At 40.2% G+C, this 24,932-nt stretch carries 18 protein-coding genes; 11 read left to right on the forward strand and 7 right to left on the reverse strand.

The features are described 5' to 3' along the window. Window positions 1-276: 276 nt before the first annotated feature. Together HMPREF9449_RS08740 and HMPREF9449_RS08745 are read left to right on the forward strand one after the other, a co-directional pair. Window positions 277-1,584: an acetyl-CoA hydrolase/transferase family protein gene (locus tag HMPREF9449_RS08740; RefSeq protein WP_009136894.1), complete on the forward strand. Its 1,308-nt coding sequence runs from the start codon at window positions 277-279 to the stop codon at window positions 1,582-1,584. 160 nt (window positions 1,585-1,744) lie between these two features. Beyond that, window positions 1,745-3,100 carry a deoxyguanosinetriphosphate triphosphohydrolase gene (locus tag HMPREF9449_RS08745; RefSeq protein ID WP_009136895.1) on the forward strand — a complete coding sequence of 452 codons (1,356 nt, stop codon included), beginning with the start codon at window positions 1,745-1,747 and terminating at the stop codon, window positions 3,098-3,100. Window positions 3,101-3,474: 374 nt separating this feature from the next. Here the strand turns inward: HMPREF9449_RS08745 and HMPREF9449_RS08755 are convergent, their stop codons facing one another. The 4 genes from HMPREF9449_RS08755 to HMPREF9449_RS08770 all read right to left on the reverse strand — a co-directional run bounded on the left by HMPREF9449_RS08755 (window position 3,475) and on the right by HMPREF9449_RS08770 (window position 10,669). Then, complete coding sequence (locus HMPREF9449_RS08755; protein WP_009136896.1) at window positions 3,475-6,222, reverse strand: subtilase family N-terminal domain-containing protein; 2,748 nt, start codon at window positions 6,220-6,222, stop codon at window positions 3,475-3,477. A 250-nt stretch (window positions 6,223-6,472) separates the two neighbouring features. Then, window positions 6,473-8,842 (reverse strand): trans-4-hydroxy-L-proline dehydratase, encoded by a 2,370-nt coding sequence (gene hypD / locus HMPREF9449_RS08760; RefSeq protein ID WP_009136897.1) that lies wholly within the window; start codon window positions 8,840-8,842, stop codon window positions 6,473-6,475. Window positions 8,843-9,043: 201 nt separating this feature from the next. After that, window positions 9,044-9,829 carry a glycyl-radical enzyme activating protein gene (locus HMPREF9449_RS08765; RefSeq protein ID WP_009136898.1) on the reverse strand — a complete coding sequence of 262 codons (786 nt, stop codon included), beginning with the start codon at window positions 9,827-9,829 and terminating at the stop codon, window positions 9,044-9,046. 390 nt (window positions 9,830-10,219) lie between these two features. Beyond that, complete coding sequence (locus tag HMPREF9449_RS08770; RefSeq protein ID WP_040611744.1) at window positions 10,220-10,669, reverse strand: GatB/YqeY domain-containing protein; 450 nt, start codon at window positions 10,667-10,669, stop codon at window positions 10,220-10,222. A gap of 287 nt (window positions 10,670-10,956) precedes the next feature. On the opposite strand from HMPREF9449_RS08770, the gene HMPREF9449_RS08775 reads away from it, so the two are divergent. The 5 genes from HMPREF9449_RS08775 (at window position 10,957) to HMPREF9449_RS15885 (ending at window position 17,537) form a co-directional block, all read left to right on the forward strand. Next, window positions 10,957-12,189, forward strand: coding sequence for a BamA/TamA family outer membrane protein (locus HMPREF9449_RS08775; protein WP_009136900.1), 1,233 nt, complete (start codon window positions 10,957-10,959; stop codon window positions 12,187-12,189). A 6-nt stretch (window positions 12,190-12,195) separates the two neighbouring features. After that, window positions 12,196-13,527 (forward strand): MATE family efflux transporter, encoded by a 1,332-nt coding sequence (locus HMPREF9449_RS08780; protein WP_009136901.1) that lies wholly within the window; start codon window positions 12,196-12,198, stop codon window positions 13,525-13,527. 348 nt (window positions 13,528-13,875) lie between these two features. After that, complete coding sequence (locus HMPREF9449_RS08785; protein WP_009136902.1) at window positions 13,876-14,874, forward strand: hypothetical protein; 999 nt, start codon at window positions 13,876-13,878, stop codon at window positions 14,872-14,874. A gap of 470 nt (window positions 14,875-15,344) precedes the next feature. Further along, window positions 15,345-15,665, forward strand: a complete 321-nt coding sequence (locus tag HMPREF9449_RS08790; RefSeq protein ID WP_009136903.1) for a protease inhibitor I42 family protein — start codon at window positions 15,345-15,347, stop codon at window positions 15,663-15,665. Between the two features lie 15 nt (window positions 15,666-15,680). Continuing rightward, the gene (locus HMPREF9449_RS15885; protein ID WP_009136904.1) at window positions 15,681-17,537 is read left to right on the forward strand and encodes a C1 family peptidase; all 1,857 of its coding nucleotides are present in this window, start codon (window positions 15,681-15,683) and stop codon (window positions 17,535-17,537) included. Between the two features lie 258 nt (window positions 17,538-17,795). Here HMPREF9449_RS15885 and HMPREF9449_RS08800 read toward each other — a convergent pair whose 3' ends face one another. Together HMPREF9449_RS08800 and HMPREF9449_RS08805 are read right to left on the reverse strand one after the other, a co-directional pair. Then, window positions 17,796-18,323 carry a hypothetical protein gene (locus HMPREF9449_RS08800; RefSeq protein ID WP_009136905.1) on the reverse strand — a complete coding sequence of 176 codons (528 nt, stop codon included), beginning with the start codon at window positions 18,321-18,323 and terminating at the stop codon, window positions 17,796-17,798. Window positions 18,324-18,532: 209 nt separating this feature from the next. Beyond that, window positions 18,533-19,918: an MATE family efflux transporter gene (locus HMPREF9449_RS08805; RefSeq protein ID WP_009136906.1), complete on the reverse strand. Its 1,386-nt coding sequence runs from the start codon at window positions 19,916-19,918 to the stop codon at window positions 18,533-18,535. Window positions 19,919-20,625: 707 nt separating this feature from the next. Here HMPREF9449_RS08805 and HMPREF9449_RS08810 point away from each other — a divergent pair. Then, window positions 20,626-21,429 (forward strand): phage integrase SAM-like domain-containing protein, encoded by an 804-nt coding sequence (locus HMPREF9449_RS08810; protein WP_009136907.1) that lies wholly within the window; start codon window positions 20,626-20,628, stop codon window positions 21,427-21,429. Here the strand turns inward: HMPREF9449_RS08810 and HMPREF9449_RS08815 are convergent. Next, window positions 21,347-22,057 (reverse strand): hypothetical protein, encoded by a 711-nt coding sequence (locus HMPREF9449_RS08815; protein ID WP_009136908.1) that lies wholly within the window; start codon window positions 22,055-22,057, stop codon window positions 21,347-21,349. The two genes, HMPREF9449_RS08810 and HMPREF9449_RS08815, sit on opposite strands and share 83 nt — an antisense overlap. 643 nt (window positions 22,058-22,700) lie before the next feature. Here HMPREF9449_RS08815 and HMPREF9449_RS08820 point away from each other — a divergent pair. The 3 genes from HMPREF9449_RS08820 (at window position 22,701) to HMPREF9449_RS08830 (ending at window position 24,810) form a co-directional block, all read left to right on the forward strand. Beyond that, window positions 22,701-23,159 (forward strand): LexA family protein, encoded by a 459-nt coding sequence (locus HMPREF9449_RS08820; protein WP_040611296.1) that lies wholly within the window; start codon window positions 22,701-22,703, stop codon window positions 23,157-23,159. Between the two features lies 1 nt (window position 23,160). Then, entirely contained in the window at window positions 23,161-24,417 is a 1,257-nt protein-coding gene (locus HMPREF9449_RS08825; RefSeq protein WP_009136910.1) for a Y-family DNA polymerase, read from the forward strand. 192 nt (window positions 24,418-24,609) lie between these two features. After that, entirely contained in the window at window positions 24,610-24,810 is a 201-nt protein-coding gene (locus HMPREF9449_RS08830; protein ID WP_009136911.1) for a hypothetical protein, read from the forward strand. Window positions 24,811-24,932: the final 122 nt, after the last annotated feature.

Genomic DNA, 24,932 nt, shown 5'->3' on the forward strand with positions numbered 1-24,932 from the left:
CAAAAATTTACCTTTATCTTTTCGGTCTGTTTTTACAAACCGTTATATAAAATAGTAAAATCTATACTACTATTCTTTTTTCTTTCCCTCCTCTCCCGACAAAAACTTTTATTTGATCCTCCAATCTTCGGAGAAGATACAATCAGACATACTTTATTTATTCAGCCCCAAGCGCAAAATCATTTTTTTATCATTTGGCTTCGGGTTTTTACTTTTATTGTTTACCTTCGCACTCGTTTGAAAAGGTCTCTATTTAATCATAAAAATAACAGAATCATGTATCAAGGAATAAAAACAGTATCGTTTGAGGAAGCTGTGAAAGTGGTAAAATCCGGTGACCGGATCCACATCCATAGCGTAGCCTGCGCTCCCCAAGGCCTTATTCAGGCTCTTTGTGCCCGCGGACGTGCCGGAGAGTTAAAAAATATCAAATTACAACATCTCCACACAGAAGGAAGCGCACCTTATGCAGAACAAGAATTCGAAGGTGTATTTTCTCTGGAATCCTTTTTTGTGGGAGGCAATGTACGTAAGCCGACCCAGGAAGGATGGGCCGATTATATTCCCGTACACTTAAGTGAAACACAAAAGTTGATCCGTAGCGGGATTACTCCGGTAGATGTAGCCATGATTCAAGTTTGTCCGCCGGACAAACACGGTTATGTATCTATGGGTACTTCCGTCGATGCCACGCTGGCTGCCGTACAAACGGCCAAGACAGTTATCGCTGTCATCAACCCCAACGTACCTCGTGCCTGGGGAGATGCGATCATTAAATTATCCGATATCGACATTTTCTGTGAAGACAATACGCCGCTGATTGAAGCTCATCAGGCAAAATTGTCGGAACAAGATATCAAAATCGGACAGCATTGTGCGGCTTTGATTGAAGACGGAGCGACCTTACAAATGGGTATCGGTGCTATTCCCAACGCAGTACTTTCTCAATTAGGCAACCACAAAAACCTGGGTATACATACCGAAATGTTTGCCGATGGTGTACTTCCTTTATATTACAAAGGTGTGATCAACAACCTGAATAAAAAATACGATAAAGGAAAAATTGTTTCTACCTTCCTGATGGGATCGAAAGAAGTTTACGATTTTATCGACGACAATCCTGCCGTAGCCATGATGGACGTAGGGTATACCAATGATCCTTTTATCATTGCCCAACAACCCAAAATGACGGCGATCAATTCTGCTCTGTCTATCGACATCACCGGTCAGGTAAATGCAGACTCTATCGGTTGTAAATTTTATAGCGGTTGCGGTGGCCAGTTGGATTTCATCCGTGGAGCAGCAGCCAGTGAAGGTGGCAAACCGATCATCGCCATGCCTTCCGTCACAGCCAAAGGTGTCAGCAAAATTTGTCCGACCTTAATCAACGGTGCCGGAGTCGTCACTACCCGCTTTGATGCCCATATTGTGGTAACCGAATTCGGTGCTGTCGATTTATATGGGAAAACATTACAAGACCGGGCTAAAGCCTTGATTTCCATAGCACATCCGGATCATCAGGAAGAATTGGATAAAGCTGCTTTCGAACGTTTCGGCAGTCATTTCCATTTCGTAACAAAATAAAAACAAAACCTGCAATAGAGGGAATTTTTAAAGCTATTTAGGCGATAAAAATTCCCTCTTTTTTATATTTTTCGAATTTTCTGTCCTTCTTCTGTTTCCAAACGATCTATTTTCCACATTTTCTTTTTACCTTCGCTTTCCATTTATATCGGATCATATTATGATGAATTGGAATACGCTTTTATCTGCACACCGCTATCATCCGGGAAGTCCGGCTTCTCTGTTTCATTCACACGACCGTTCCCAATTTCAGCGGGATTACGACAGATTGATTTTTTCTTCCCCTTTCAGACGGCTTCAAAACAAAACCCAGGTCTTTCCTTTACCGGGTAATATCTTTGTACACAATCGCCTGACGCATAGTCTGGAAGTTGCATCCGTCGGTCGGTCGCTGGGCAATAAAATCGCCCAATTCCTGAAACAGAACCGGATTCAAATGGAAAATCCGGAATTGTTGGAAGAAATCGGAACCATTGTCAGTAGTGCCTGCCTGGCTCATGACTTGGGAAATCCCCCTTTCGGACATTCCGGAGAAGAAGCCATTTCCTATTTTTTCAGTGAAGGGGAAGGCCGGTATTTCAAAAAACTACTCTCCGATGAAGAATGGACAGATTTAAGTCATTTTGAAGGAAATGCCAATGCTTTTCGTCTGCTGACCCATAGTTTTAATGGCAGAAGGCCTGGAGGTTATACAATGACTTATACCACTCTGGCCTCTATTGTAAAATATCCCTTTGAATCTACTTGTGCCACACACAAAGGGTTTAAATACGGTTTTTTCCAAAGTGAAAAAGAAATATTCCGGCAGGTGGCCGAAGAACTGGGATTGTTGCAGGTAGAAGAACATCCTCTGCAATACGTACGTCATCCTCTGGTATATTTAGTCGAAGCAGCCGACGACATCTGTTATCAGATTATGGACATTGAAGATTCCCACAAAATGCGGATTCTTTCTTATGATGAAACAACCGCTATACTCGAAAACTTTTACGATAAAAACGAAGATAAAGAAGATTTAAAAATCATTGCCCGTACCTTTAAAGTTGTAACCGACAAAAACGAACGGATTGCTTTTTTGAGAGCCGGCATCATCAACAAATTGATCAATGCTTGTGCCGATGTATTCTGCAACAACTATGAAGCGATCATGGACGGAACATTTAAAAGCACCCTCATCAAAAATCTTTCCGGTACGAATAAAGAAGCTTATGACAAATGTACCGATCTGGCATATAGCCGGATATATCATACCGATATTGTTACCCAGATTCAAATTGCCGGTTTTAAAATCCTCGGCACCATCCTGAAAGAATATACCGATGCCGTTTTAAAACCGGAAACCTATTATGCCCGGAATATACTATCTGTCATGCCTGAACAATACCAGGTCAGTAAAGAAAATTCCATGTATACCAAAATACAAACTGTCGTCGACTATGTTTCCGGCATGACCGACTCTTATGCCTTAAACCTTTACCGCAAAATAAAAGGAATTGAACTCCCGGAGCTCAAATAAGTCTAAAAACAAAATAATAAACAGTACTCCGTACCCGCTTTCTGCTCACCTGCAACTTGCCGACGAAGGAGCCTTCCCGAAACAAATCCGTCTTCCTCATCAGCTCAGGATGTATCAGGGAATGAAGGAAATACTTATTGTTTTCGGGGAAAGCCGGAAAATCTAAATTTAAGCACCAAAACATCCTCCTTTTAGCCGGGCAAAACCTGCCTAACGTCGACGGATAAAGGGTGTTTTTCACACTTCCTTTCCGCACAGCAAGACACCTCCCTCATTCTCCCTTTGATTAAACCGAAAACTCCCTCTCAACGAAATATTAATTCCCTAACAAGGGAAAAGATCCCTCTCCCTTCATTTTTCAAAAAAGGGCCGCTTTACAATTTTACAATACTTCTCTTGATTTCTCTGCCCTCGTATTTCAGAATAATCAGGTAAGAACCTCCGCTTAATTGACTCATATTTAAAACACCGGGTTCAAAAGGGTGAACAGCCACCAATTGCTCTATTACTAATCCACCTGAGGTATTATACACTTTCACCTCCACATTCCCATCGACTTCCTGCCCCATCCGGATATTTAACTGATTCACTACCGGATTAGGGTATAAATCCACTTCCTGAGAACCGTCCCGGGCCATAACGAAAAAACTCCGGCTTACACTCTCCCCAAAATAATCATAAGCCGTAAGTTCCAAAGTTACCTTTCCCGATTTTAACGCATTTACGACAAGTTGTTCGCCTTGAATGACTGCCCTTATAAGAGAAGTAGAACTATTCTTTACTGCATATCTCAAAGTTTCCCCATCGGGATCCTCAAAATATTCCGATAAATTTAGTGTTTTTGAATCCCCTATTTTATCGAAGTACAAATTCTCCAAAACTTTAGCGGTAATGACAGGCAATTGATTGGGTAATATCGTATAGGGAATCTCCACCTTTGCAGAAGCTCCCCCTTCATCAGTAACCGTCAGCACTGCCGTATAATTGCCCGCCCTTGCTTTCTTTGCCGCAAGAGTCACGACAAGGGTTTCGTTCCTTTTCGTCACAGTAGCAATCTGGGCAGGATCCTGAATCTCATAAGTATAAGCATGTCCTTCAGGATCGGTAACGTCAAAAACAATTTCCACCGTCTCCACAGCCTTTAACACAATATCTCCGGTTGTCCTTCGATTTATTACCGGAGCTTCATTGAATAAAGTTTGTCCTTTACTTATCGTTGCAGTAGATTTATTCCCGAACCGATCCTCTCCGATAAGGGCGATATAATAAACCTTCCCAGCTGTCAAACCAGTGATCTCGACCGTCATCTTATCCCCGGGTTGTTTCCCGTTTACACTCACCGTTTCTTTCGTCACGCCGGCAGGCAAATGAGTAAAATCGATCCCCTCCAGCGATTGAGTACTCCAGTAAATATGATAGTAAGCCGCTTTTCCATTATCTTCGTCCCGGGTTACACTCCATGTTAAAAAAGCTGAACTGTATTTCCATTCTACCTGCAAATCGGTCACCGGCTCAGGAGCAATTCCTTCATCTTTTGAAAGGGCAGCACCGGCATCTAAATACCCCACCCCTAATTTCCCCCGGTAAGCAGGATTATACTGATCGATATCTCCGACATTTTCCAAAAGTATGGCTTTCAAATCCTCCGGCGTAAAACCGGGATGCCCTACCCCAAAGGCAGATACCACCAAAGCAGCAACCCCCGACACATGAGGACAGGCCATAGAAGTACCTTGTTTGTATCCATAAGCATTCCCGGGTATAGTGCTATAAACGGGACAGGCATCGTTATATTTGCCCCCGTATCGATAGGACCCTCCCGGAGCCGTAATATCCACCCAATCTGCATAATTTGAATAATAAGCTTTGACAAAATCAGGGGCCATAGAAGCCACGGACAATACTTTTTCATATTTGGCCGGATAAGCATCCCGATCTGAATCATCATTTCCGGCAGCAAAAATAACAATCCCCCCTTTCATCGGTCCTACCTGATTCCCGTTTTCATCCAATCCCGCATATTCAATAAAATAGTCGATAGCTGCTTTTGTGGACGCGTTCAAATAAGGTGTACTACCCTGTTCAAATACATACGACCAACTGTTCTGACTGATAACAGCTCCGTTATTAGCCCCATACACAATAGCTTGCGGAATTTTCTGACTTCCTTTACTCTTTCCCCCCGGATCATCACTGGGTTCAAATATCTGACAACTCATCACCCGCACTCCATCTAAAACGCCACTGCCCCCTGCTATCCCACATACCCCCTTCCCATTATTATTGACAGCTGCAATCGTCCCAGCCACATGCGTTCCGTGAGAATGAGGAATAATCGTAGAAATGTCAGACACAAAATTCCAACCGTATACATCTCCCCGATAACCGTTATTATCCAAATCTTCATTCCCTGCTTGCTCGTCCTCGTTTATCCATACATTGTCCCGCAAATCCTCATGATTATAATCTATTCCTCCATCCACAACCGCTACAATAACTTCCCGTGACCCTGCCGTCACTTTCCAAGCTCTATACAAATTAATATCCGCTCCCGCCACCGAATTAGGCAAATTTCCTTCATTATGATAATGCCATTGTAAAGAAAGACCCGGATCATTAAAAGGAGTTTCCGTAGCCAACGCCTTTATTTGCTCCAGATTTTTAACCGGGATCACTTCTTCTTCATCTCCCAATCGCCTTGCTTGCAGCACGGGTTCGACGGTCTCAATCCCGGGTATATTGGAAAAATCCGAAACAGCCCGGCTCACTGGAATATTCTCGTCAAATTCAATATCATACCATAAATGTAATCCAGCCTTCTGCATCCGAGGCTCAAATTTTCCCCCATACGGGAAAACCCGCTCTATTTTAGAAGCCCCCAATTGTTCCGCTATTCTGTCTATTTCCGCTATTCCCGTCTGCACCTTCCCCCGAACGGCATTTAATTGTATTTCTCCCTGAACTTCTTCTTTCAATTTCACCCGGATAAACCCTTTACAATAATTGGCTTCGTTTGCAAGTATGACTTCCGGATTAATTTCTGCATTCCCCGTTTCCAACGAATCCTCCTGACAAGCAAAACAGAGCGACAGGAGAAATAAAGAGATCAATTTATAATTCATATGGGCTATTTTATATATGAGGTGTTAAAGATATAAAAATTAATTAAAATTTATCAACATATCTCTGAAGTTTCTCCCCCTCATTTTTCCACAATAAAAATACCCGAAAGGATTCTTTCTCTCCTTTACGCCTCCTTCCTTTATAGCTTACAAATTCCGGTACCGCGTAAATGCCTGTCGAATGCTCTCCTTCCGGGTATTTCCAAAGAAATAAAATCAACTTTCCCTTTTTATAAAAACAGATATTCCCTTATAGTTGAGTCTGTTCCGTACGGCAGATGATTTCATTTTGCAAATCTTCTCCTAAATCATTGAAATAATCGCTATAGCCGGCAACCCGGACAATCAGATCTTTATATTCTTCCGGATGTTTCTGTGCGTCCCGTAAAGTGTCGGCACTGACCACATTAAACTGGATGTGGTGCCCGTCCATACGAAAATAAGCGCGGACTAAATGCACCAGATTCATAGCTCCTTCTTCTGTAGCCAGCAAAGAAGGTGTAAATTTCTGGTTCAATAAGGTGCCCCCGGTTTTGATGTGGTCAATCTTGGCAGCTGATTTGATCACAGCCGTCGGACCGTTTATGTCGGCTCCTTGTACAGGCGAAATACCTTCCGACAGCGGTTTTCCGGCATTTCTTCCATCGGGCGTCGCTCCGGTAACCCGCCCAAAATAAACATGACAAGTCGTAGGCAACATATTCACCCTATAGGTAGCTCCCCGAGGGGATTTATGCCCGTTTAAGACGTCATAATACAAATCAAAGACTTCCACTTCCTGCCGGTCCGCATAATCGTCATCATTTCCGTATTTAGGCGTTTTATACACCAGGCGGTATTGTAATTCTTCATACCCTTTAAAATCAGCCTCCAAGGCTTCCATCATTTCCGGCATAGTGACATCTTTCCTGTCGTATACGTGATAACGTAAAGCCGTCAGCATATCGGTGATACTTCCCAAACCTACTCCCTGTACATAACTGGAGTTATACCGGGCTCCTCCACACATATAGTCCTTCCCATTGGAGATACAATCTTCTATCAGTACCGATAAAAAAGGTACCGGCATATACTTCATAAATATCCGCTCGATAATATTATTACCGATTAGTTTTATCCGCATAAAATGGGCCACTTGAAGCCGGTAAGCTGCAAACAACTCTTCGTAAGTTTTGTAATCGGCAGCCCTACCGGTTTTTAAGCCGATTTGTTTTCCCGTCCTCCGGTCGAATCCGTCATTTAACGTCAATTCCAATATTTTGGGTAAATTGAAATAACCGGTTAAGATATAAGCTTCCGTTCCAAAAGCTCCCGTCTCCACGCAACCTGAACAGCCGCCATTCCGGGCATCAGTAATGCTTTTTCCCGCCCTCAACATTTCCTGTACCAATGCATCGGTATTGAAAACAGAAGGCTGGCCAAATCCGGTTTTGATAATTTCTACCGCTTCCCGGATAAACCGATCCGGATTTTTCTTACTGACTTGTATCATAGAACTCGGCTGCAAAATACGCATTTCCCGAATCACATCCAGTAACATATAAGAAACCTCATTTACCCCGTCGCTTCCGTCTGCTTTCACTCCTCCTAGGTTAATTAAAGAAAAATCCGTATAAGTATTACTCTCCTCTGCCGTTACTCCCACTTTAGGAGGGGAAGGATGATTATTGAATTTCACCCAGAACGATTCGAGCAATTCGTATACCTCTTCTTTCGTCACACTACCCTCCTCTATCTGTTTTTTATACAAAGGATATAAACTTTGGTCCAAACGTCCCGGATTAAAAGAATCCCACGGATTCAGTTCTGTCACTACTCCCAAATGAATAAACCAATAATGTTGCAAAGCCTCCTGTACTGTCTGCGGAGCATTGGCAGGCACCCGCCGGCAAACCTGAGCCATCTGCAATAATTCGGTTCTCCGCTTCGGGTCGGATTCCTGACCAGCCAATTTTTCCAATTCCCGGGCATGTCTTTCCGCATAAGCCACCATTGCGTCACATACAATCTCCATTCCCCTCAGCTCATCCCTTTTGTCTACGCCTTCCGGGTCATCCAGCAGGTCCAACTTTTCCAAAGCCACATAAATTTCCGATTTTAAATCGTTGAGGCCTGTCCAGAACATTTTCATTCCCAAAACAGTATGCCCCGGAGCACGCTGTTCCTGAAATTCCGTAAAAATACCAGCCTCATAGGCATCTTTCCATTCGGAAGTAACATTTTTGAAAATCCGGTCCCGGTTGGACTTTCCCTTCCAATAAGGGATAATAATATCGCGATACGCAGCACGGGTTTCTTCATCCGACAGAAATGCTACTTTTTTCCGGTTATGCAGTATTTCCAGATCCTGCAAAGAATGTACGCATATCTCCGGATAAGTAGGTGTCGCTTTCGGTGCAGGTCCCCGCTCTCCTACAATGAGTTCCCCTTTATTGATACAAATCGCTTTGTGCTCTAAAATATACTGAAACGCCATCGCCCGTTGCACAGGCACCGGCTCTGCATCCGCTACTCCGGATTTATAAAATTCGGTTATCAACAAAGCCCTCTCTGCCGAAATTCGGTTTTCAGCATTTAAGCTCTGCTCTCTCAGTTTTTGTATTCGTTCTGTGAGTTTCATGATTCTTATATTAAGGTTAGAATGTGAAAAAGTTTAAGTGTAAAAAAAATCGGATATGAAAAGATCCCAGTCATAAAGTTTTTTTAGTTTAAATCGAAAGTCCGTTAATCAACAAGCGGTCAGACGTATGCGAATCAGGGACAAATCGTTCTTATTCCTTTAAAGTTTCTGAATTTCATTGGATTTGAACTCTTTCCCTACTCATAATACTTCATAACCGTTTTCCCGGAAATACTCTTTTATTCCGGTAATCCCCGTTTCTGTCAGACTGGCCGTTTCTCCCATTCCGTATTCTCTACCCAGCCTCCGATATTTATCGGCTCCTGTACGGTGATAAGGCAATAGTTCTATGCGGTGTAAAGCGGGGATGGTTTTCAAACGACCGACAATAGCCGAAAGAGCGACAAGGGAGTCATTTACGCCCGGAATGACAGGAATCCGGATCAACACCTGGGCTCCATGCTGAACGATACGCTTCAGATTATCCCAAACGTTTTCATACCCTTCGCCGATAAACGTTCTAAACGTATCCGGTTCTGCCGTTTTAATATCGTATAAAAACAAATCCGTATAACGACAAATTTCCTCCAACCCACCTATATTTACAGCTCCGGCTGTATCCACACAAGTGCGGAAATGGGCAGCCCGGCATCGCTTCAGCATCTCCAGTAAAAAATCGGGTTGTAAAAGAGGTTCTCCTCCGGAAAATGTCACCCCTCCCGCCGACTCCTCAAAAAACACCTGATCTTTGCGCAATTCTGTCCACAATTCCTCGGCAGTAATACAATAACCTACCATTTTTTCCTCCCGGAATTCTTTTTCCCCTAAACGATGGATCTGCCACATCCGGGAAGGTTCCAAAGATTGACTCTCCGGATTATGACACCAACGGCAATGTAAATTACATCCTTTCAAAAAGACAGTTGTCCGGATACCCGGACCATCATGGATGGCATAGCGTTTAATATCAAAAATATTACCGCGCATAATATTTAAATAAAAGAGTGTGATAAACAGAATAATACACAAATCCGGCTAAACAGAATGAACAACCGGGACATAAGAAGAGTAAGTGCTAACAAATCCAGCACTCATAAAGCCCCTTATAGGAACGATTTTGCAATATACGATGAATCTTCAGCATAATAACGCCCCTAATATAAAAGAAAAATGTAACATATAAAAGGAAAAAAGAAAATAAGTCAAAAAGGAATAAAGTATTGAGATAGATTTAAGTTGTTGTAACTTTACGCTTGTCGGGAGTGCTGGCGCACCCCCTTGGCGCTGGCCGATCCCCGACCGATGAGTTAAAAAGAGAAACCTCGCAGGACACAGTTTACTTTACGCCCTCCTTTTTGACTTAAAACAGAAATGTTTTTATTGCAACAATTCCTTTACTTTAGCAGAAATAGCTTTCCCTTCTGCTTTTCCGGCCAGCTGTTTCGTGGCTACTCCCATGACTTTTCCCATATCTTTAGGAGAAGTGGCTCCTATGGAAGCAATAATAGCTTTTAAGGTTTCTGTCAATTCCGCATCCGACATCTGCTTTGGCAAAAAAGAATTCAAAACTTCCAATTGCCCGCATTCTTCCTCATACAAATCCATCCGCCCTTGCTGTTTGTATATTTCAGCTGCATCTGTACTTTGTTTAGCCAATTTCTGAATAATACGGATACATTCAGCATCGTCAATCTGGTCGCCGGCACCCGGACGGGTTTTCGCTTCTAATATGACTTTTTTAATATTCCTGAATGCTTCCAGCCGGACTTTTTCCCTGGCTTTCATTGCATTTTTAATGCCTTCGTTTACTTGTTCTTCAATAGTCATCATTTTTCTGTTTTTAAAAATCTGTTTCTTATATGGCATCTGGCTTTACAAACATATTCTTCAAATAGTTTGTTTTCACCTTTCTATCGAGCGCTATAAACGTTTTTATAAACTCTGTACGTCTCTTTTCCTTTCCTTCCTATCCCTGCTTTATCGCTCAAAATTAACACTAAAATTTTAAAACTAATCCAAGAGGCTTCCGTAATTTAACAAATAATATAAATTAACATTCAGATTCTCTCAGGATACGATTTTTGGAGTAAATTTGGAACATTTTAAAGACAACCATGAAGATACCATTATTTGTTTTCTTTCTTTTTCTGGCATTGCCTGCCTTTACTCAGCAAGACACGGCAAAATTAACAGTCCCGAAAGATACCCTGACCGTTACGGAACAATTAACGGCCCGGCAGCTCAAGCAACTTTATCGTCAACACAGACGCGATTCCATCCGTGCCCACAAAAAAGTCTGGCTCTCCATTTTAGGAGGCCCCTCTTATAACCCAGAAGCTTCTTTAGGGATTGGAGGAGCCATGTTAATGACCTTCCGGATGAATAAATACGACAGCCTTAGCCAACGTTCTTTTATTCCGGTAGGCTTTAATATTTCCATTAACGGAACTTTTGTGGCAGCAGGTGCCGGAACACTGTTTTTCAATGAAAATAAATTCCGTATTTATATCAAATACGGCTACCGAACTGAGCCAGCCAATTTTTACGGCATCGGCTACGACGAAATCAAACGGGCTGAGGAATTGAGAGACCTTTTTAACAAAGACTCTGTCACCTTTCATAAGGCCAGTGTTCAATTTTTCCCCCGTTTCGTTTGGGAGATCCGTCCCAACATCTATGTGGGCACTTTACTGGATTACAATTATTATTACGGCAAAGATATGCCCTACTGGATGGAACAAAACCCTCAAGTCCGGAAATATGGAAATAAATATCATAATATCGGAATCGGAGGACTTTTTCAGTACGATACCCGCGACGACGTCGCTACTCCTTTTTCCGGCATATTTTTAAGTGCGATGGGAACGTTATATGGTAAATATTTGGGAGGAGATTTCAATTATGAAATGATAGAACTGGAATACCGCCAATTCAGACAAGTATTTAAACGCCGAAGCGTATTAGCCTGGACTGCCAAAAGCCAGATCGGAATAGACAACGTTCCCTATACGGAACTACCTAATTTTGGTAATCCTTTCGATCTACGCGGTTATGCCTGGGGAAAATACCGGGATAAATCAATGGCATACGGAATCGTTGAATATCGCCATATGTTCATGTCAGAAGAAGCCTATAAACGGGGAGCTTTCTGGTCAAAATTCGGGGCTGTAGCCTGGGTCGGAACAGGAGCAATCGGGAAAACCCCAGTCGATTGGGATAAATGGAAATTTAATTATGGAGTAGGACTGCGGATCCAATTACAACCCCGCAAAAACTTCCGGCTGGATATCGGAAAAGAACCCGGTCAAAAATGGGGAATATATATGAATATGACTGAAGCATTTTAAATTCCGATGAGAAGCTCCATAAAAAACAAAGTCATTTGGTCCATTGCCTATCCGATCATATTCGGAAACCTGGCACAAACGCTGATCACGCTTACCGATACGGCATTTCTAGGCCGGGTAAGTCCCATTGCCCTTGGAGCTTCTATGATGGCCGGCATTTATTATTACGTATTCTCTACCTTGGCTTGGGGATTCAGTATTGGTGTACAAATTATTGTAGCCCGCCGCCTCGGCGAAGGTAAGCTAAACCGCATCGGAGTGATATTCGAACATGGGATTGTTTTCGTGTTACTCTTATCCACAGGTCTTTTTCTAATACAACATTACTTCTCGGATTACTTGTTGGAAAAAGTAATACAATCTCCTCATATCTATGCCGCAGCGATGGAGTATATGAACTATCGGCATTACGGCATCATCTTCGTATGCTTCAATTTTCTCTTCCGGGCTTTGTATATCGGTTTGTCGAATACCAAAGTAATCAGTTTTTCGACCCTATTGATGGCGGGAGTCAATATTTTTCTCGATTATGTATTGGTTTTCGGGAAATGGGGGTTTCCTCATATGGGAGTAGGCGGTGCAGCCTTGGCTTCCGTATGCGCCGAACTTTCAGCCTTACTGTTTTTTATTTTCTATACACTGGCCCGTCTGCCTCTTAAAACATACGCTTTATTCGCATTTCACAAACTGGAAGGCTGGCTCATGAAATCGATATTAAAGCTGGCATTCCCGACCATGATACAAAAATTACTTTCTTTCGGGACGTGGTTCATATTCTTTGTATTGGTAGAACACATGGGAGAACTACCGATCGCCATTTCCGGAATCGTCCGGAGTGCCTATATGCTCATTATGATACCAGTATTCGCCTTCGGAGCAACGGCCAATACCCTTACCAGCCGTCTTATCGGCGCAGGAAAACAGTCAGAAGTAATGTCTACTATCCTGAAAACCTGGAAGCTCAGTTTTATATGTATTTTACCCGTATTGTTGTGTAGTATCTTTTTCCCGCACAGCATACTGTCCATTTATACGGATGATATTTCTTTAGTTACAGCTTCGGTTCCCTCCCTTTACATCATCTGCGTAGCTTCTGTTTCCATGAGTTTCGGTATGACCTTTTTCGAAGCCGTTTCCGGTACCGGCAACACTATACATGCTCTCTGGCTGGAGTTTATAGTACTGCTGGTCTATACTTTTTCGGTCTGGTTTTTTGCATATAAAATCGGAACCCGGGTAGAATGGGTATGGACAAGCGAAATCACTTACGGAACAATCATCGGACTCGTTTCTTTATTGTACATTCGATATGCCCCCTGGCAAAAGAAAAAGATATAAGCATAAAAGAGGGGAACAAAAGGTAAAATGATAAATTCAATTTACGATCCTTTCTTCAGGCGTCTGTTACATCTACCTCTTTTCCCATTCCCTCTCCCTAAGTTTTTCTCCCAATAAGACGGAATGGAGATCAGAAAAAAGTCGGGGAAAGACTACGGCAGAACCCTCCCTTTGTTAATAATATATATAAAATATATTATGTTTAATTTTGTTTTACAAAAACATTATCATATATTTACAAAATAAAACTTATAATAAGTTTATTGTGTGCATCGTATGGAATCATCTGATATTGTTCTGCGATCAATATCATTTATTCTCCGAATTATCTATCTTAAATTTAATGTTATGAGTAAATGGAATGATGTGTATTTTCGCGACAATTTATCGGATACCGGCAATTATCCGACCTCTGGGGCTCTGAGTCATTCACCGGATATTATTCCTTACGGAATTATGCCCGTTGAAAACCCTAATCAGTTTTTTATAATCGACAATTGGAAGAAAGATGTAGGGAAAGATTTGCTGACGAGTTATGAAAATTATATTTATCTCCGCGCGTCTAATCTGGCCGGGAAGGATCAAAAGGGTAGATTTTATCTCTATTGGGCAAAAGCGAGTCTTTTGTTATATCCGAATTTTTGGAAAGATCAAGTCATAAAAACTCAGAATGGACAAGATTATTATGAATTTTCGGTGACAAAAGAAGGGAAAGTAGTAAGTGGGGATAATATTCAAGGTACCTTTATATGGAAACCTGAAATGATTACCTGTGATCATTACTGCCTGATCGGACGTATCGTTACGGATGATCACCCGAATCCAATTCCGGAAGTAGGGAATGTGGAGAGTTTTGCTCATTTTATTGCCAATAATATCAATTATGCCTGGCGAAATGTGACAGTAGTTGAAAGAGATGTACCGACTAAAAGTGTAGATGTAGATTATGAGGAAGGGGATTTAGAGGCAGATATCCATTTTTTGTTAAGATGTACAAATGTTCCGGTAGGGGCAGAAGTAATGTTGACTTGTTCGACCCCCGGTACAATCCCGGCACTCAATATTCAGCGGCAAAAAGTAACCAATCCTGAATCCCAGGTATTCGGAATTGTATGCCACGTACCTAGAAATTGGGAAGGTAAATTAACTTATCATTACTTTGCAAATGGAGTAAAACCTACTAAAGGTTTTGATATTCAGGTAGAACCTGTATTGGTAAACGATGTCGGGCACCATTTGTATAAATTTGGTAAATCTTTAGAAGCATTAGGTATTCCGCAAGAAATACGCGGCATTGGTCCGAAAACCGGAATCCGTCTCGGCGGACATAAAATTAAAGCGTATTAAAGATGAAAAATACAGCCTAAAAATAAGTAAAGTAGAGCAGGAAATTCCGACTTTCAGCTAGGAGGTGGAATACAGATAATGCTCTGCAACAATATACCTATACTTTCTTTTAAGATGCAGGCATGTTCCGGTCGGATCAGAAATAATGCTGGCCTACCCAGATCAGAGGTCTATACTGTCGATATATTTCCCGTCTTAAGATTGAAAAGGAGGAACCACAGGTATTCGGGATAAAAAGTAGGATACCGACAAATTGGAAAGGCATATTGACTTACTCTCATTTTTCGAATGGAATCCGGCTAAAAGCAAATTTTAGTATAACGCTGGTGGCAATTCTCATTCTGGTGGAAAATAGATCCAGAAGTCATGAGGAAAGTTTATGAAAAGAATAAAAAGTTCCGGAAGAGGGAGATAAAAAAGGTTTTTTAAAGGAATTTGTATGAGTAGGCCTCGGGTTGAATTATATTAAAATGAAGCATAGAAAAATTGTCAAAGCAAGCGAAGGAGGAGTGTTTCGGGAAGAATTGACAGTGGGGGGATACCTGGAAGTGCAAATGCAGTTTTCCGGAGGTACGGGATTCCGGTGGTATGCCACCGGATCCCCCGAATCCCAGAAATATCTGATATCATCGGTCGTACATCCCGGTCATAGACCGGGTGAGGTGAATATAAGTCGTTTCGTGTATATGTTCCCGGTATACGGGAATTTCATTTTACATTTCGAATTAAAACGGGAATGGGAAAAGTCTCCCCCGAAAAGAAGAGTGCAGGTCTATGTCAAAGTTGTTTAAATTAAAAAAGATAGAATGGATAAAAAATATTATAACGAATTAAACCAACGGATCCAAGCCTCCGGAAAAAGCTGGTTGGCGGGTGAAACTTCAATTTCCTTATTACCGGAATTTCAGCGGCGGCTGCATTTAGGATATATACCGGAAGAGGGAGAATGGACCGATAAAGAATTAGAAGAACAGGCTTTATTGAATTTAAAAAAACATCTATTAACGGACGACTTGCCTGTTTGTGTGGACTGGAGAAATTACAAGGGAAACAATTATGTCACAACAGTGAAAGACCAGGGTTCCTGCGGTTCGTGTGTAGCTTTCGGGGTTGTCGCAACTTTAGAAGCGAGGATGCGGGTTATCATGCAAGCTCCGGTAAAACAGAGTTCGGGAATACTGCCTTTGCTTTCAGAAGCACAGTTGTTCTTTTGCGGGGGTGGAGCCGTAGGAGCTTCCTGCGGTAAAGGCTGGAGTGCTGAGCCGGCGTTGAAATATTGTCAGGAAAGTGGACTTGCTCCGGACAATTGTTTTCCTTATCAGCCCAAAGATCAATCTTGTATATTACCGGGCGATTGGGAACAGAAAATCACCAAAGTAGGCCGTTTTCATAAAATCAATGATCCGACAGCAATGAAACAATGGTTGTCGGAAAAAGGCCCTTTAGTGACAAGATTCAATGTTTACGATGATTTTTATTCTTATAAGAAGGGAGTTTACCATCGTGTGTCTCAAAAACTTGAAGGAGGCCATTGCATATCCTGTATAGGTTACGATGAGCACCAAAAGGCATGGATTTGTAAAAACAGCTGGGGGAAAGCGTGGGGAATAGACGGTTTTTTCCTGATCGGATACGGCGAATGCGGTATAGACGCTTCGATGTGGGCGGTAGATTCATTCAGTGAATTTTATCCCCTTTATCCGGGAATTCTGTTGCGGGACAATTTTAAAGATTTCGGACAGGTACCGGTAGCCGGTACACTGACTACTTCTCCGGATATTATTCCCTATGGGAAAGAAGTGATAAATAATCCGGAAAAAGAGTTGAAAGAAAAGTGGTTTGCCGATTGTGGCAAAGATCTTCTGGCAAATGTGGGCAATTATATCTACATGAGAGCTTTCAATTTAAATACAATAGAGGAAGATGTAAAGTTCCATTTGTACTATAGTCCGGCCTCTCTATTGATGTATCCGGGAAAATGGAAAGATAATGCATTGAAAACTTCAAGCGGACAAGCTTATGCAGAAGCCAAAGGCGTTAATCAGGGAGAAATTGTTGTAGCCTCCGATAGTTTTTGTTGGAAACCGGCAATAATAAAAGACGATCATTATTGTTTAGTAGGACGGGTAGAAACGGCTTCTCATCCGAATCCGATTCCTGAGCTGGAACAGATTCCCGATTTCGCTAAATTTATCTCAGAAAACCCCGGATTTGCCTGGCGGAATGTCTCCGTGGTATCGAAAGATATACCGGACTATTCGATTACCTTGGATTACGATCAAGGAAAAACGACAGAATCCATGTATTTTGTCATTACGTGTCTGAATTGTGCCAGAGGAGCCTCGGTAGAACTGACTTGTGGCAGTACATTACCCAAGCCTACCATCAATATCCCTAAACGGAAAATTGACTCGTCCGACTTTGTAATTGGAGTAGAAAGTAAGATTCCTGCAGAGTTCACAGGAAAATTGATTTTTAATTACTGGAAAGAAAAAGCGAAAGCAATAGAAGAATGGCAAATCCGTATTTCTGCTTTTTATTTGTCTGAACAAAACAATACTCTTCACTCCTGTTATGCCATTCCTATAGAAGGAAGTAAGGGGCCTAAAAAAGGAATTTTAATCGGAGATTATACGATCAAAAGCAGTGATATAAAAAAATAGATTTTATACAGAAAGCCTATCTGATAACTAAAAAATAAGATAGGCTTTTACCATAAAGCTCTCCATTCATACGTTATCTGGATAAAATATTCGTATAAGGATCCTCTGAAAAATGAGACAGACTCAAATTATTCGGGAACAAACTCCAGTATGAAAACAGGTTTGCTCTGTATCCCCTGTTTCAGTATGCCGAAAAAGAGAGGGGAGGCACGATAAAAAGGGAATGTATCTTTAAAAATTGCTTATCGCATGCCGAACTCATTTTATACTTCCAATAAGATCGGTCATTTCTTTATTGAAATAAGCCTCAATCTGATCTTTTATCTCTTTTTCTTGTAATTTACCCTCTTTCGAATAAATATAGAAATGCCGGCCGGCCCAATTTTTACCAGCACAAGGGAATAATAAGATCTCTGCTCCGTTAGCCGTTCCGTGAAAATTAACTTCCGGAGCATATACCAACACCCTACCTTCTTCTATTGCAAAACGTAAGATATACTCTACTGTTAAAGCACATATACCCTTATTGACAAATTTACGGACTACATTTGTCATCACAATAAAATCTTCTGAATTGGAATAATAGGCAGGTAAGCTACCCGACATGGTTTTCAAAATATTGGTAGAAACGGCCTTAAATAATTCAACTTTGGCTTTAGCAGGAAATTCATAAACAATGTAATCCTCTCCTTTTTCGCTTTTATACCCATTGGGTGTAATGACAAACTGTGCACAAGTGACAGAATAAATTACAAACGTAAAAACGATCAAAAATAATTTTTTCATTCCGGTATTTCTAAATATGTCTTCACTAACAATCCTCTAAAAGTATACAAAATTTGCCATCAACACACATTTCAAGATCACTCTTTTCAACTCTTATCCATAAAAAAATCCTCAGTCCCTTCTCAAACATTTTATGAAGATCCCTATCTCCTAAGCTAAACAAAAATTTTCCTCTCTTTTTCCCCTCCCCCTATGTTTCTTCTATCCATTTACCAGCCCGGAAGATATGCGTAGGATTTACGATAATACCACCATCCGATTATATCTGCTAAAAACCATCCGATAGGGATAGACCACCAGATTCCGAGTACCCCTACGGAGGGGATTACAGAGAGAGCATAGGCCAAAGCGACCCGGGTACCAAGGGAAATGACAGTCAGTACGACCGACATACCGGGCCGCCTTACCGCCCGATAAAAACCATAAAACAGGAACAGATAACCAATTCCACAATAGAAAACACCTTCAATCCGCAGGTATTCCACCCCGATTGAAATAATTTCCGTTTCATAAGCCGGAACAAAAATAAGCATAAGAGGACGAGCAAAAACGAAGACTAAAAGAGAGATAAGAGCACAAAAAAACGTAGTCGCAAGAAAAGCGACCCGGCTTCCTTTACGGATACGTTCCCGGTGACCGCCACCAAAATTCTGGGCAATAAAAGTAGAAAAAGCATTGCCGAAATCCTGAACGGGCATATAAGCAAAGGAATCGATTTTGACGGCAGCCGCAAAGGCCGCCATAACAGCTGTTCCGAAACTGTTTACCAATCCCTGCACCATCAGGATACCGAAATTCATAACCGATTGTTGGGCACAAGTCAGGGAAGAATAGGTAGCAATCTCCTTGACCGTAGTCCACTGCAGCTTTGTATTCTTACGACATATCCGTAAGTCCGGATAGCGATAAAGTGTATAAATACAAAGCCCGACTCCTGATACGGCCTGCGCAATCACCGTAGCCCATGCTGCGCCTTCTACACCCCAACCGAATAACAGAATAAAAATCAAATCAAGTGCAATATTCAATACTACGGCTACGGCCAGAAACCACAAAGGCTGCAGGGAGTTCCCTATAGCCCGGAGTAAACAAGCGTAGAAATTATAAAGAAAAGTAAAACCAATTCCCCAAAAAACAACCCACAAATAATCGCGCATCAAAGGATATACTTCAGCCGGAACCTGTAATAACCGCAAAATGGGATCAATCCACCTAAAAACAAAGATGTTCAAAACCAAGGTAACAAATCCGATCAATACCCCTGATGCATAAATACTGCGTTTCAACATCTCTTTCTCTCCGGCTCCGTACTGTAGGGAAAAGACCGCCCCACTTCCCATGCACAATCCCAAAAGTACAGAGGTCAAAAAAATCATCAGCGTATAAGCAGAACCGACAGCAGCCAAAGCATCAGCCCCTAAAAACTGACCGACAATCAAAGTATCGGCAATGTTATAGAATTGTTGTAACAAATTTCCAACAATCATTGGAACTGCGAACCACAACATCCCGAGAGGAATATTCCCGGTAACAAGGCTTCGCTTTCTTCTTTTTTTGTACACCTGTGCAAATTCTAAATCCGATTCATGCTGCATACGACACTTCTCACTTTCAACCTGCGAAAATAAAAAAACTAGTCCTCCAAACTACTTTTCAAAGCATATTTATTAGTATTTCAAAAAAGCAAGTCCTCTCTGAAATAAAACGTGAGCTATCCGGCATTTTAAAGTAGAAAACAACCCCTTGACGCATTGTAGAAAAAACAGAAATTCCTAAAAGTGTCGTTATCGATTCACCTCCCCCTCTTTTTACACATTAGGGACGTGCCCTAATGTGTAATTTTACGCAATTTTACCCCTAAGAAATTCAGAAAATAATTGGGTTTAAAAGCATCCCTGTTTTTCACAAAAAAGGTCCGTCCCTCTTTGCGTAAAATCTTGTCAAAACATTTCAAACAATTTGTATACAAAATCCGTGTTCAGGTATACAAATGAAAAAGAGGTACAGCTTCTTGCTATACCTCTAAATTCCTATTTGTTAATTGGAGCGGGAAACGGGACTCAAACCCGCGACCCCCAGCTTAGAAGACAACCAAAAGATGTATGCATATCATTTGGGATTATTTACACTTTCCTTAATTTCGTAGTAATAACAGGCACTTGAGCGTGTATTCACTTTGAGTTTAGTAGCTTTTATCTGTGTAAAAAACGGCACAGAAACGGCACGATAGAGATTTTACCCTAAAAACGGCACGATAACGGCACGCTGCAAATGAGTAATTAATCTAAATTCTGCTGACCTCATGAAAAGCCACACCACGTCGAAAGCCAAAAAGAAATGGTCTTTTAAATTACTCCAAACGCAGGACAGGATGCGTCAGGACGGTAGCTTCCCCATCGCTTTAGTATTATGTTTCTGCCAACAACGAAGTATTACCACCTTAGATTTAATGGCTTTACCCGAACAGTGGGACAAAGAATTTGAACGATATAGCTTGAAAGGTGCAAACAGCCATCCTGATGCGCTGAAATACAATGTTTACCTGAATTCATTATCTACAACTTTAGATGAAACGATTTCTGACCTTACCAAGCGAAAAATCCCTTTTACAAATACGATGATTATAGAACATCTGTTTATCGTGGAGAAAACAACCAGACTGAAAACTTATATTCTGCAATTAATAGAGCAACTCGAAAAACAGGAACGTTTCGGACATGTCCTGACCTTTGTTGAATTATCGGAATACCTTGAAAAATTCGATAAGGCCTTAGACAAACGGTTATTTGCAGACGTGAATTATAATTATGTAGTTAAGTTTGTTCAATACCAACTAAAGAACGGACGTAAGAAAGGTGGCATACCTGTTAATGTCAGATCCCTAAGAACAGTCCTGAATACAGCTATTCAGGATAATGCGGGAAACCCTGAAACAGTAGTAGAATTTATTATAAAATTAAACGAATGGAATCAACAAAATCAACGGATTTATCTTATCAGAAAACATCTCTATCGATATATTATCAATGATTCGGTCTATTCAATAACATATTTAACATCGGGTCGGGCATATCCATTTTATGATATCCTTCATAATATGGATTGAATATATACCTAAGCGTTCTGCCTACATCCGAGACTCTAGCTCCGGGATCACCAATTTCATTTTCGTCGATTTCGTCCATAATAAATTTTCTATAATTCCACAAAATGGTCGTCATGTCAAGATAAAACAAACCAGCAGCTAACTCTTCTTGTGCATCTTCTACCATAAGCCAATCTTCAGTTGCATTCAAGAAGTATTTTAGAACGTCAATATATGTCTTTTGTATCATATCGGCACATATTAAGAATTGCCCATATTTGATTTTCTTTTTTAAGAAAGCACAGAAAGCTGTTGCTAGATAGGATACTTTTTCATTATCGTCACATCTGTCAATAATGTATAATAATTTTTCTCCTACTTTGTGACGATAGTCTTCAGATTTTTCTATTTTAGCTATCATTCGTTTGCGTGTGCTTGATTTAATATCTTTAATACCATTAAGAAATGAAAGGATTTTCTTAAGGAATAAATAATCTCGAATATCCCCAGTTGTTCTAATCAAGGAAACGATAGGTAGATCGGTCATTGAATCAATAATAGATTCTGATATATTTGCCATAACACTACTTAAATCGCTGTTTAGAATAGTGTCTTCAAAAACTGTTGTGACATCACTTTTGTTTGCCATGCCTTATTATGATTTTTTGCTTATTACTTAATATAAAAATAATGAATAAATTCAACTCTTACAAATCAAAAGATATTGCTTTATGAATTATGATTTTAACTAATCCGATTAGCTATATTTCACACCAAACCAACAGAGGAATCGGTTAAAAAGGTCTACCTTTGTAAATACAATAAAATTTAATTAAACACCATATAATGATAGGGATAAGATGATTTTATTGTGTAATTAAACGCGAGTTATTTGACATTTTTGGGGTATAAAAACGGCATGCTGACGGCACGGTACGAAAAAGGACATGAAAAAAGCAGCTACAACTCAATGTAACTGCTTGATTTTCAGAGAGCGGAAAACGGGACTCAAACCCGCGACCCCCAGCTTGGAAGGCTATTGACAGTGTTTAGACAGATTGTTATAACATATTTATTATCAGTTATTTATTTTAGTATTTTAACTTGTCCGTTTGCTTTGTCTAAACATTGTCAAAACGGACAAGTTAATTCATTTTATACATTCTTATATGTACAAATAGCTCGTTTTAACGTTGTGAAATTTAACCCTATTAACGTAAAGTTTTATAAGAAATCTTATAACCCAAGCATACTCGGATAAATGATTGTTGGAATCTTATATTTTTGTCCGTATGAGTGGAAGAAAGAGGATAACTATTGAATTATTCCGGGCGGATACGAATAGCAATTTAGCATTACCTTATGCAGATGAGGGAATACAGGCTGGGTTTCCTAATCCTGCGCAAGATTATTTAGATTTATGCCTGGATTTAAATAAAGAGCTCGTAACCAATCCCCCAGCTACATTTTACGGACGTGTACGCGGTGATTCTTTAGTCGATGCTGATGTATTAGAAGGTGACGTTCTAATAGTAGATAAATCACTAACTCCTTTGGAAGGCGATCTAGTTGTGGTATTTATTGATGGCGATTTTACATTAAAATTTATACATAAAGATAATGAGGTAATTTGGTTAATACCTGCCAATAGTAAATATAATCCAATCAAGGTTACAAAGGAAAATGATTTTATGGTTTGGGGAGTGGTTACCTATACAATTCGAGATAACAGGAAGAGGAAAAGGAGATAAAATGTTTTTGTTGGTAGACTGTAATAATTTTTTCGCCTCTTGTGAACGTGTATTTAATCCAGCGCTTCAAAACAAACCCATCGTTGTTTTATCCAATAACGATGGATGTGTAATTGCCCGCTCCAATGAAGCTAAAAAGATCGTTAAAATGGGTGATCCCTATTTTAAGATTAAAGATATACTTCAGGAGAATGAAGTGATTATATTTTCGTCTAATTATTCTCTTTATGGAGATATGTCTAGACGGGTGATGTTGACGTTAGCCACTTTTGTCAAAGATTTGGAGGTATATTCTATTGATGAGGCTTTTCTCGATTTAGAAGGATTTGATAAACATTATGATCTTACTGATTATGCTAGAAAAATTATCAGAATAACTACTAAAAATACAGGTATTCCTGTATCTGGTGGTATTGCTGCAACAAAAACACTGGCAAAGGTAGCGAATAAATATGCTAAGAGATATAAGGGCTATAAAGGAATTTGCTTGTTAGATACAGATACTAAAATTCAAAAAGCCTTAAAATTGTTTGAAATTGGTGATGTTTGGGGAATTGGATACAAATACGATAAAAAATTACAACGTTACGGAATAAAAACTGCATGGGACTTTATTAATAAACCGGAAAGTTGGATCCGAACTCAAATGGGGGTTGTCGGTGTACGAACTTGGAAAGAACTTCAAGGAATACGTTGTTTTAATTTGGAATTACCTCATAGTAAAAAAAGTATATGTACTTCTCGTTCGTTCCCTATAGAAATAACAGATTTTGAAATATTGTATGAAGCAATCGCAAATTTTGCAGCTTCATGTGGACGTAAACTTAGAGAACAAAAAACGTGTGCTGGAACAGTAACTGTATTTATTCATTCAAATTTTTTTAGAGACGATTTATCCCCCTTCTATCAAACACGTTCTTTACAATTACCTGTAGCTTCAAACGCTTCTTCTGAGTTAATCATTGCAGCCAAAACAATATTGAAGGGGATTTACCAAAAAGGTTATGCTTTTAAAAAAGCTGGGGTAATTGTATCTGAATTAATAAAAGAGGATGAGGTACAAGGGAATTTATTCTACCGAATAGACCGTGAAAGAGAACAACGTCTTTATAAAGTGTTAGACATGCTTAATCGTAAGATTGCGCCTGATGCACTAAAATTGGCCGTTCAGGGAAATGGCAAAAAATGGGCATTGAGCCGGAAATATTTATCGAGACGTTACACGACAAGTTGGGATGATTTAATTGAAATCAAATAAAAGATTTAGTAAGCTTATCGGCTTTACTAAAACGTGGATAATTCTAAGTTGCTTGCAACTTTTCGAAAAGCCAACTATCAAGTATATATTACAATATCAAGATATATCGCATTAAAAAATAAATATCAATTATACAGAATATTTAAAATATGATTATATTTGTAAAGCATATTAATCATAAAATTTGAGATTATGGGAAAGATAACTTTTAAAAAAGTATGTAAATACGTTGTAGGAGGTGCTGCCATAGTCACGGGAGGTGCTTTGATTGCAGCAGCTGCAACTGGTGCGGCCCCATTTGATAGAGGATATACGTGGAGATGTGTCGGCAATAGTATAACGTCGCAAGGTCCAAACGTATTAAACAATGTCCTTAAATGGATGAAAGAGTAATTAAAAAGAGAGTGTCTTACGGCACTCTCTTTTTGATCGTTTAAAGGAAGGAAAATTGAAATTATTTTCCCTTTACCAATGAGACTTAATATTTAAATGTCACTCCAATCTGGTTACCTTCA

It is taken from the genome of Odoribacter laneus YIT 12061 (assembly GCF_000243215.1).
Taxonomy (GTDB): Bacteria; Bacteroidota; Bacteroidia; order Bacteroidales; family Marinifilaceae; genus Culturomica; species Culturomica lanea.

Bases quoted from the DNA above. Each gene is read 5' to 3' on its own strand.
- HMPREF9449_RS08740 (WP_009136894.1), top strand. From the start codon at position 277: ATGTATCAAGGAATAAAAACAGTATCGTTTGAGGAAGCTGTGAAAGTG.
- HMPREF9449_RS08745 (WP_009136895.1), top strand. From the start codon at position 1,745: ATGATGAATTGGAATACGCTTTTATCTGCACACCGCTATCATCCGGGA.
- HMPREF9449_RS08755 (WP_009136896.1), bottom strand. From the start codon at position 6,222: ATGAATTATAAATTGATCTCTTTATTTCTCCTGTCGCTCTGTTTTGCT.
- hypD (WP_009136897.1), bottom strand. From the start codon at position 8,842: ATGAAACTCACAGAACGAATACAAAAACTGAGAGAGCAGAGCTTAAAT.
- HMPREF9449_RS08765 (WP_009136898.1), bottom strand. From the start codon at position 9,829: ATGCGCGGTAATATTTTTGATATTAAACGCTATGCCATCCATGATGGT.
- HMPREF9449_RS08770 (WP_040611744.1), bottom strand. From the start codon at position 10,669: ATGACTATTGAAGAACAAGTAAACGAAGGCATTAAAAATGCAATGAAA.
- HMPREF9449_RS08775 (WP_009136900.1), top strand. From the start codon at position 10,957: ATGAAGATACCATTATTTGTTTTCTTTCTTTTTCTGGCATTGCCTGCC.
- HMPREF9449_RS08780 (WP_009136901.1), top strand. From the start codon at position 12,196: ATGAGAAGCTCCATAAAAAACAAAGTCATTTGGTCCATTGCCTATCCG.
- HMPREF9449_RS08785 (WP_009136902.1), top strand. From the start codon at position 13,876: ATGAGTAAATGGAATGATGTGTATTTTCGCGACAATTTATCGGATACC.
- HMPREF9449_RS08790 (WP_009136903.1), top strand. From the start codon at position 15,345: ATGAAGCATAGAAAAATTGTCAAAGCAAGCGAAGGAGGAGTGTTTCGG.
- HMPREF9449_RS15885 (WP_009136904.1), top strand. From the start codon at position 15,681: ATGGATAAAAAATATTATAACGAATTAAACCAACGGATCCAAGCCTCC.
- HMPREF9449_RS08800 (WP_009136905.1), bottom strand. From the start codon at position 18,323: ATGAAAAAATTATTTTTGATCGTTTTTACGTTTGTAATTTATTCTGTC.
- HMPREF9449_RS08805 (WP_009136906.1), bottom strand. From the start codon at position 19,918: ATGCAGCATGAATCGGATTTAGAATTTGCACAGGTGTACAAAAAAAGA.
- HMPREF9449_RS08810 (WP_009136907.1), top strand. From the start codon at position 20,626: ATGAAAAGCCACACCACGTCGAAAGCCAAAAAGAAATGGTCTTTTAAA.
- HMPREF9449_RS08815 (WP_009136908.1), bottom strand. From the start codon at position 22,057: ATGGCAAACAAAAGTGATGTCACAACAGTTTTTGAAGACACTATTCTA.
- HMPREF9449_RS08820 (WP_040611296.1), top strand. From the start codon at position 22,701: ATGAGTGGAAGAAAGAGGATAACTATTGAATTATTCCGGGCGGATACG.
- HMPREF9449_RS08825 (WP_009136910.1), top strand. From the start codon at position 23,161: ATGTTTTTGTTGGTAGACTGTAATAATTTTTTCGCCTCTTGTGAACGT.
- HMPREF9449_RS08830 (WP_009136911.1), top strand. From the start codon at position 24,610: ATGGGAAAGATAACTTTTAAAAAAGTATGTAAATACGTTGTAGGAGGT.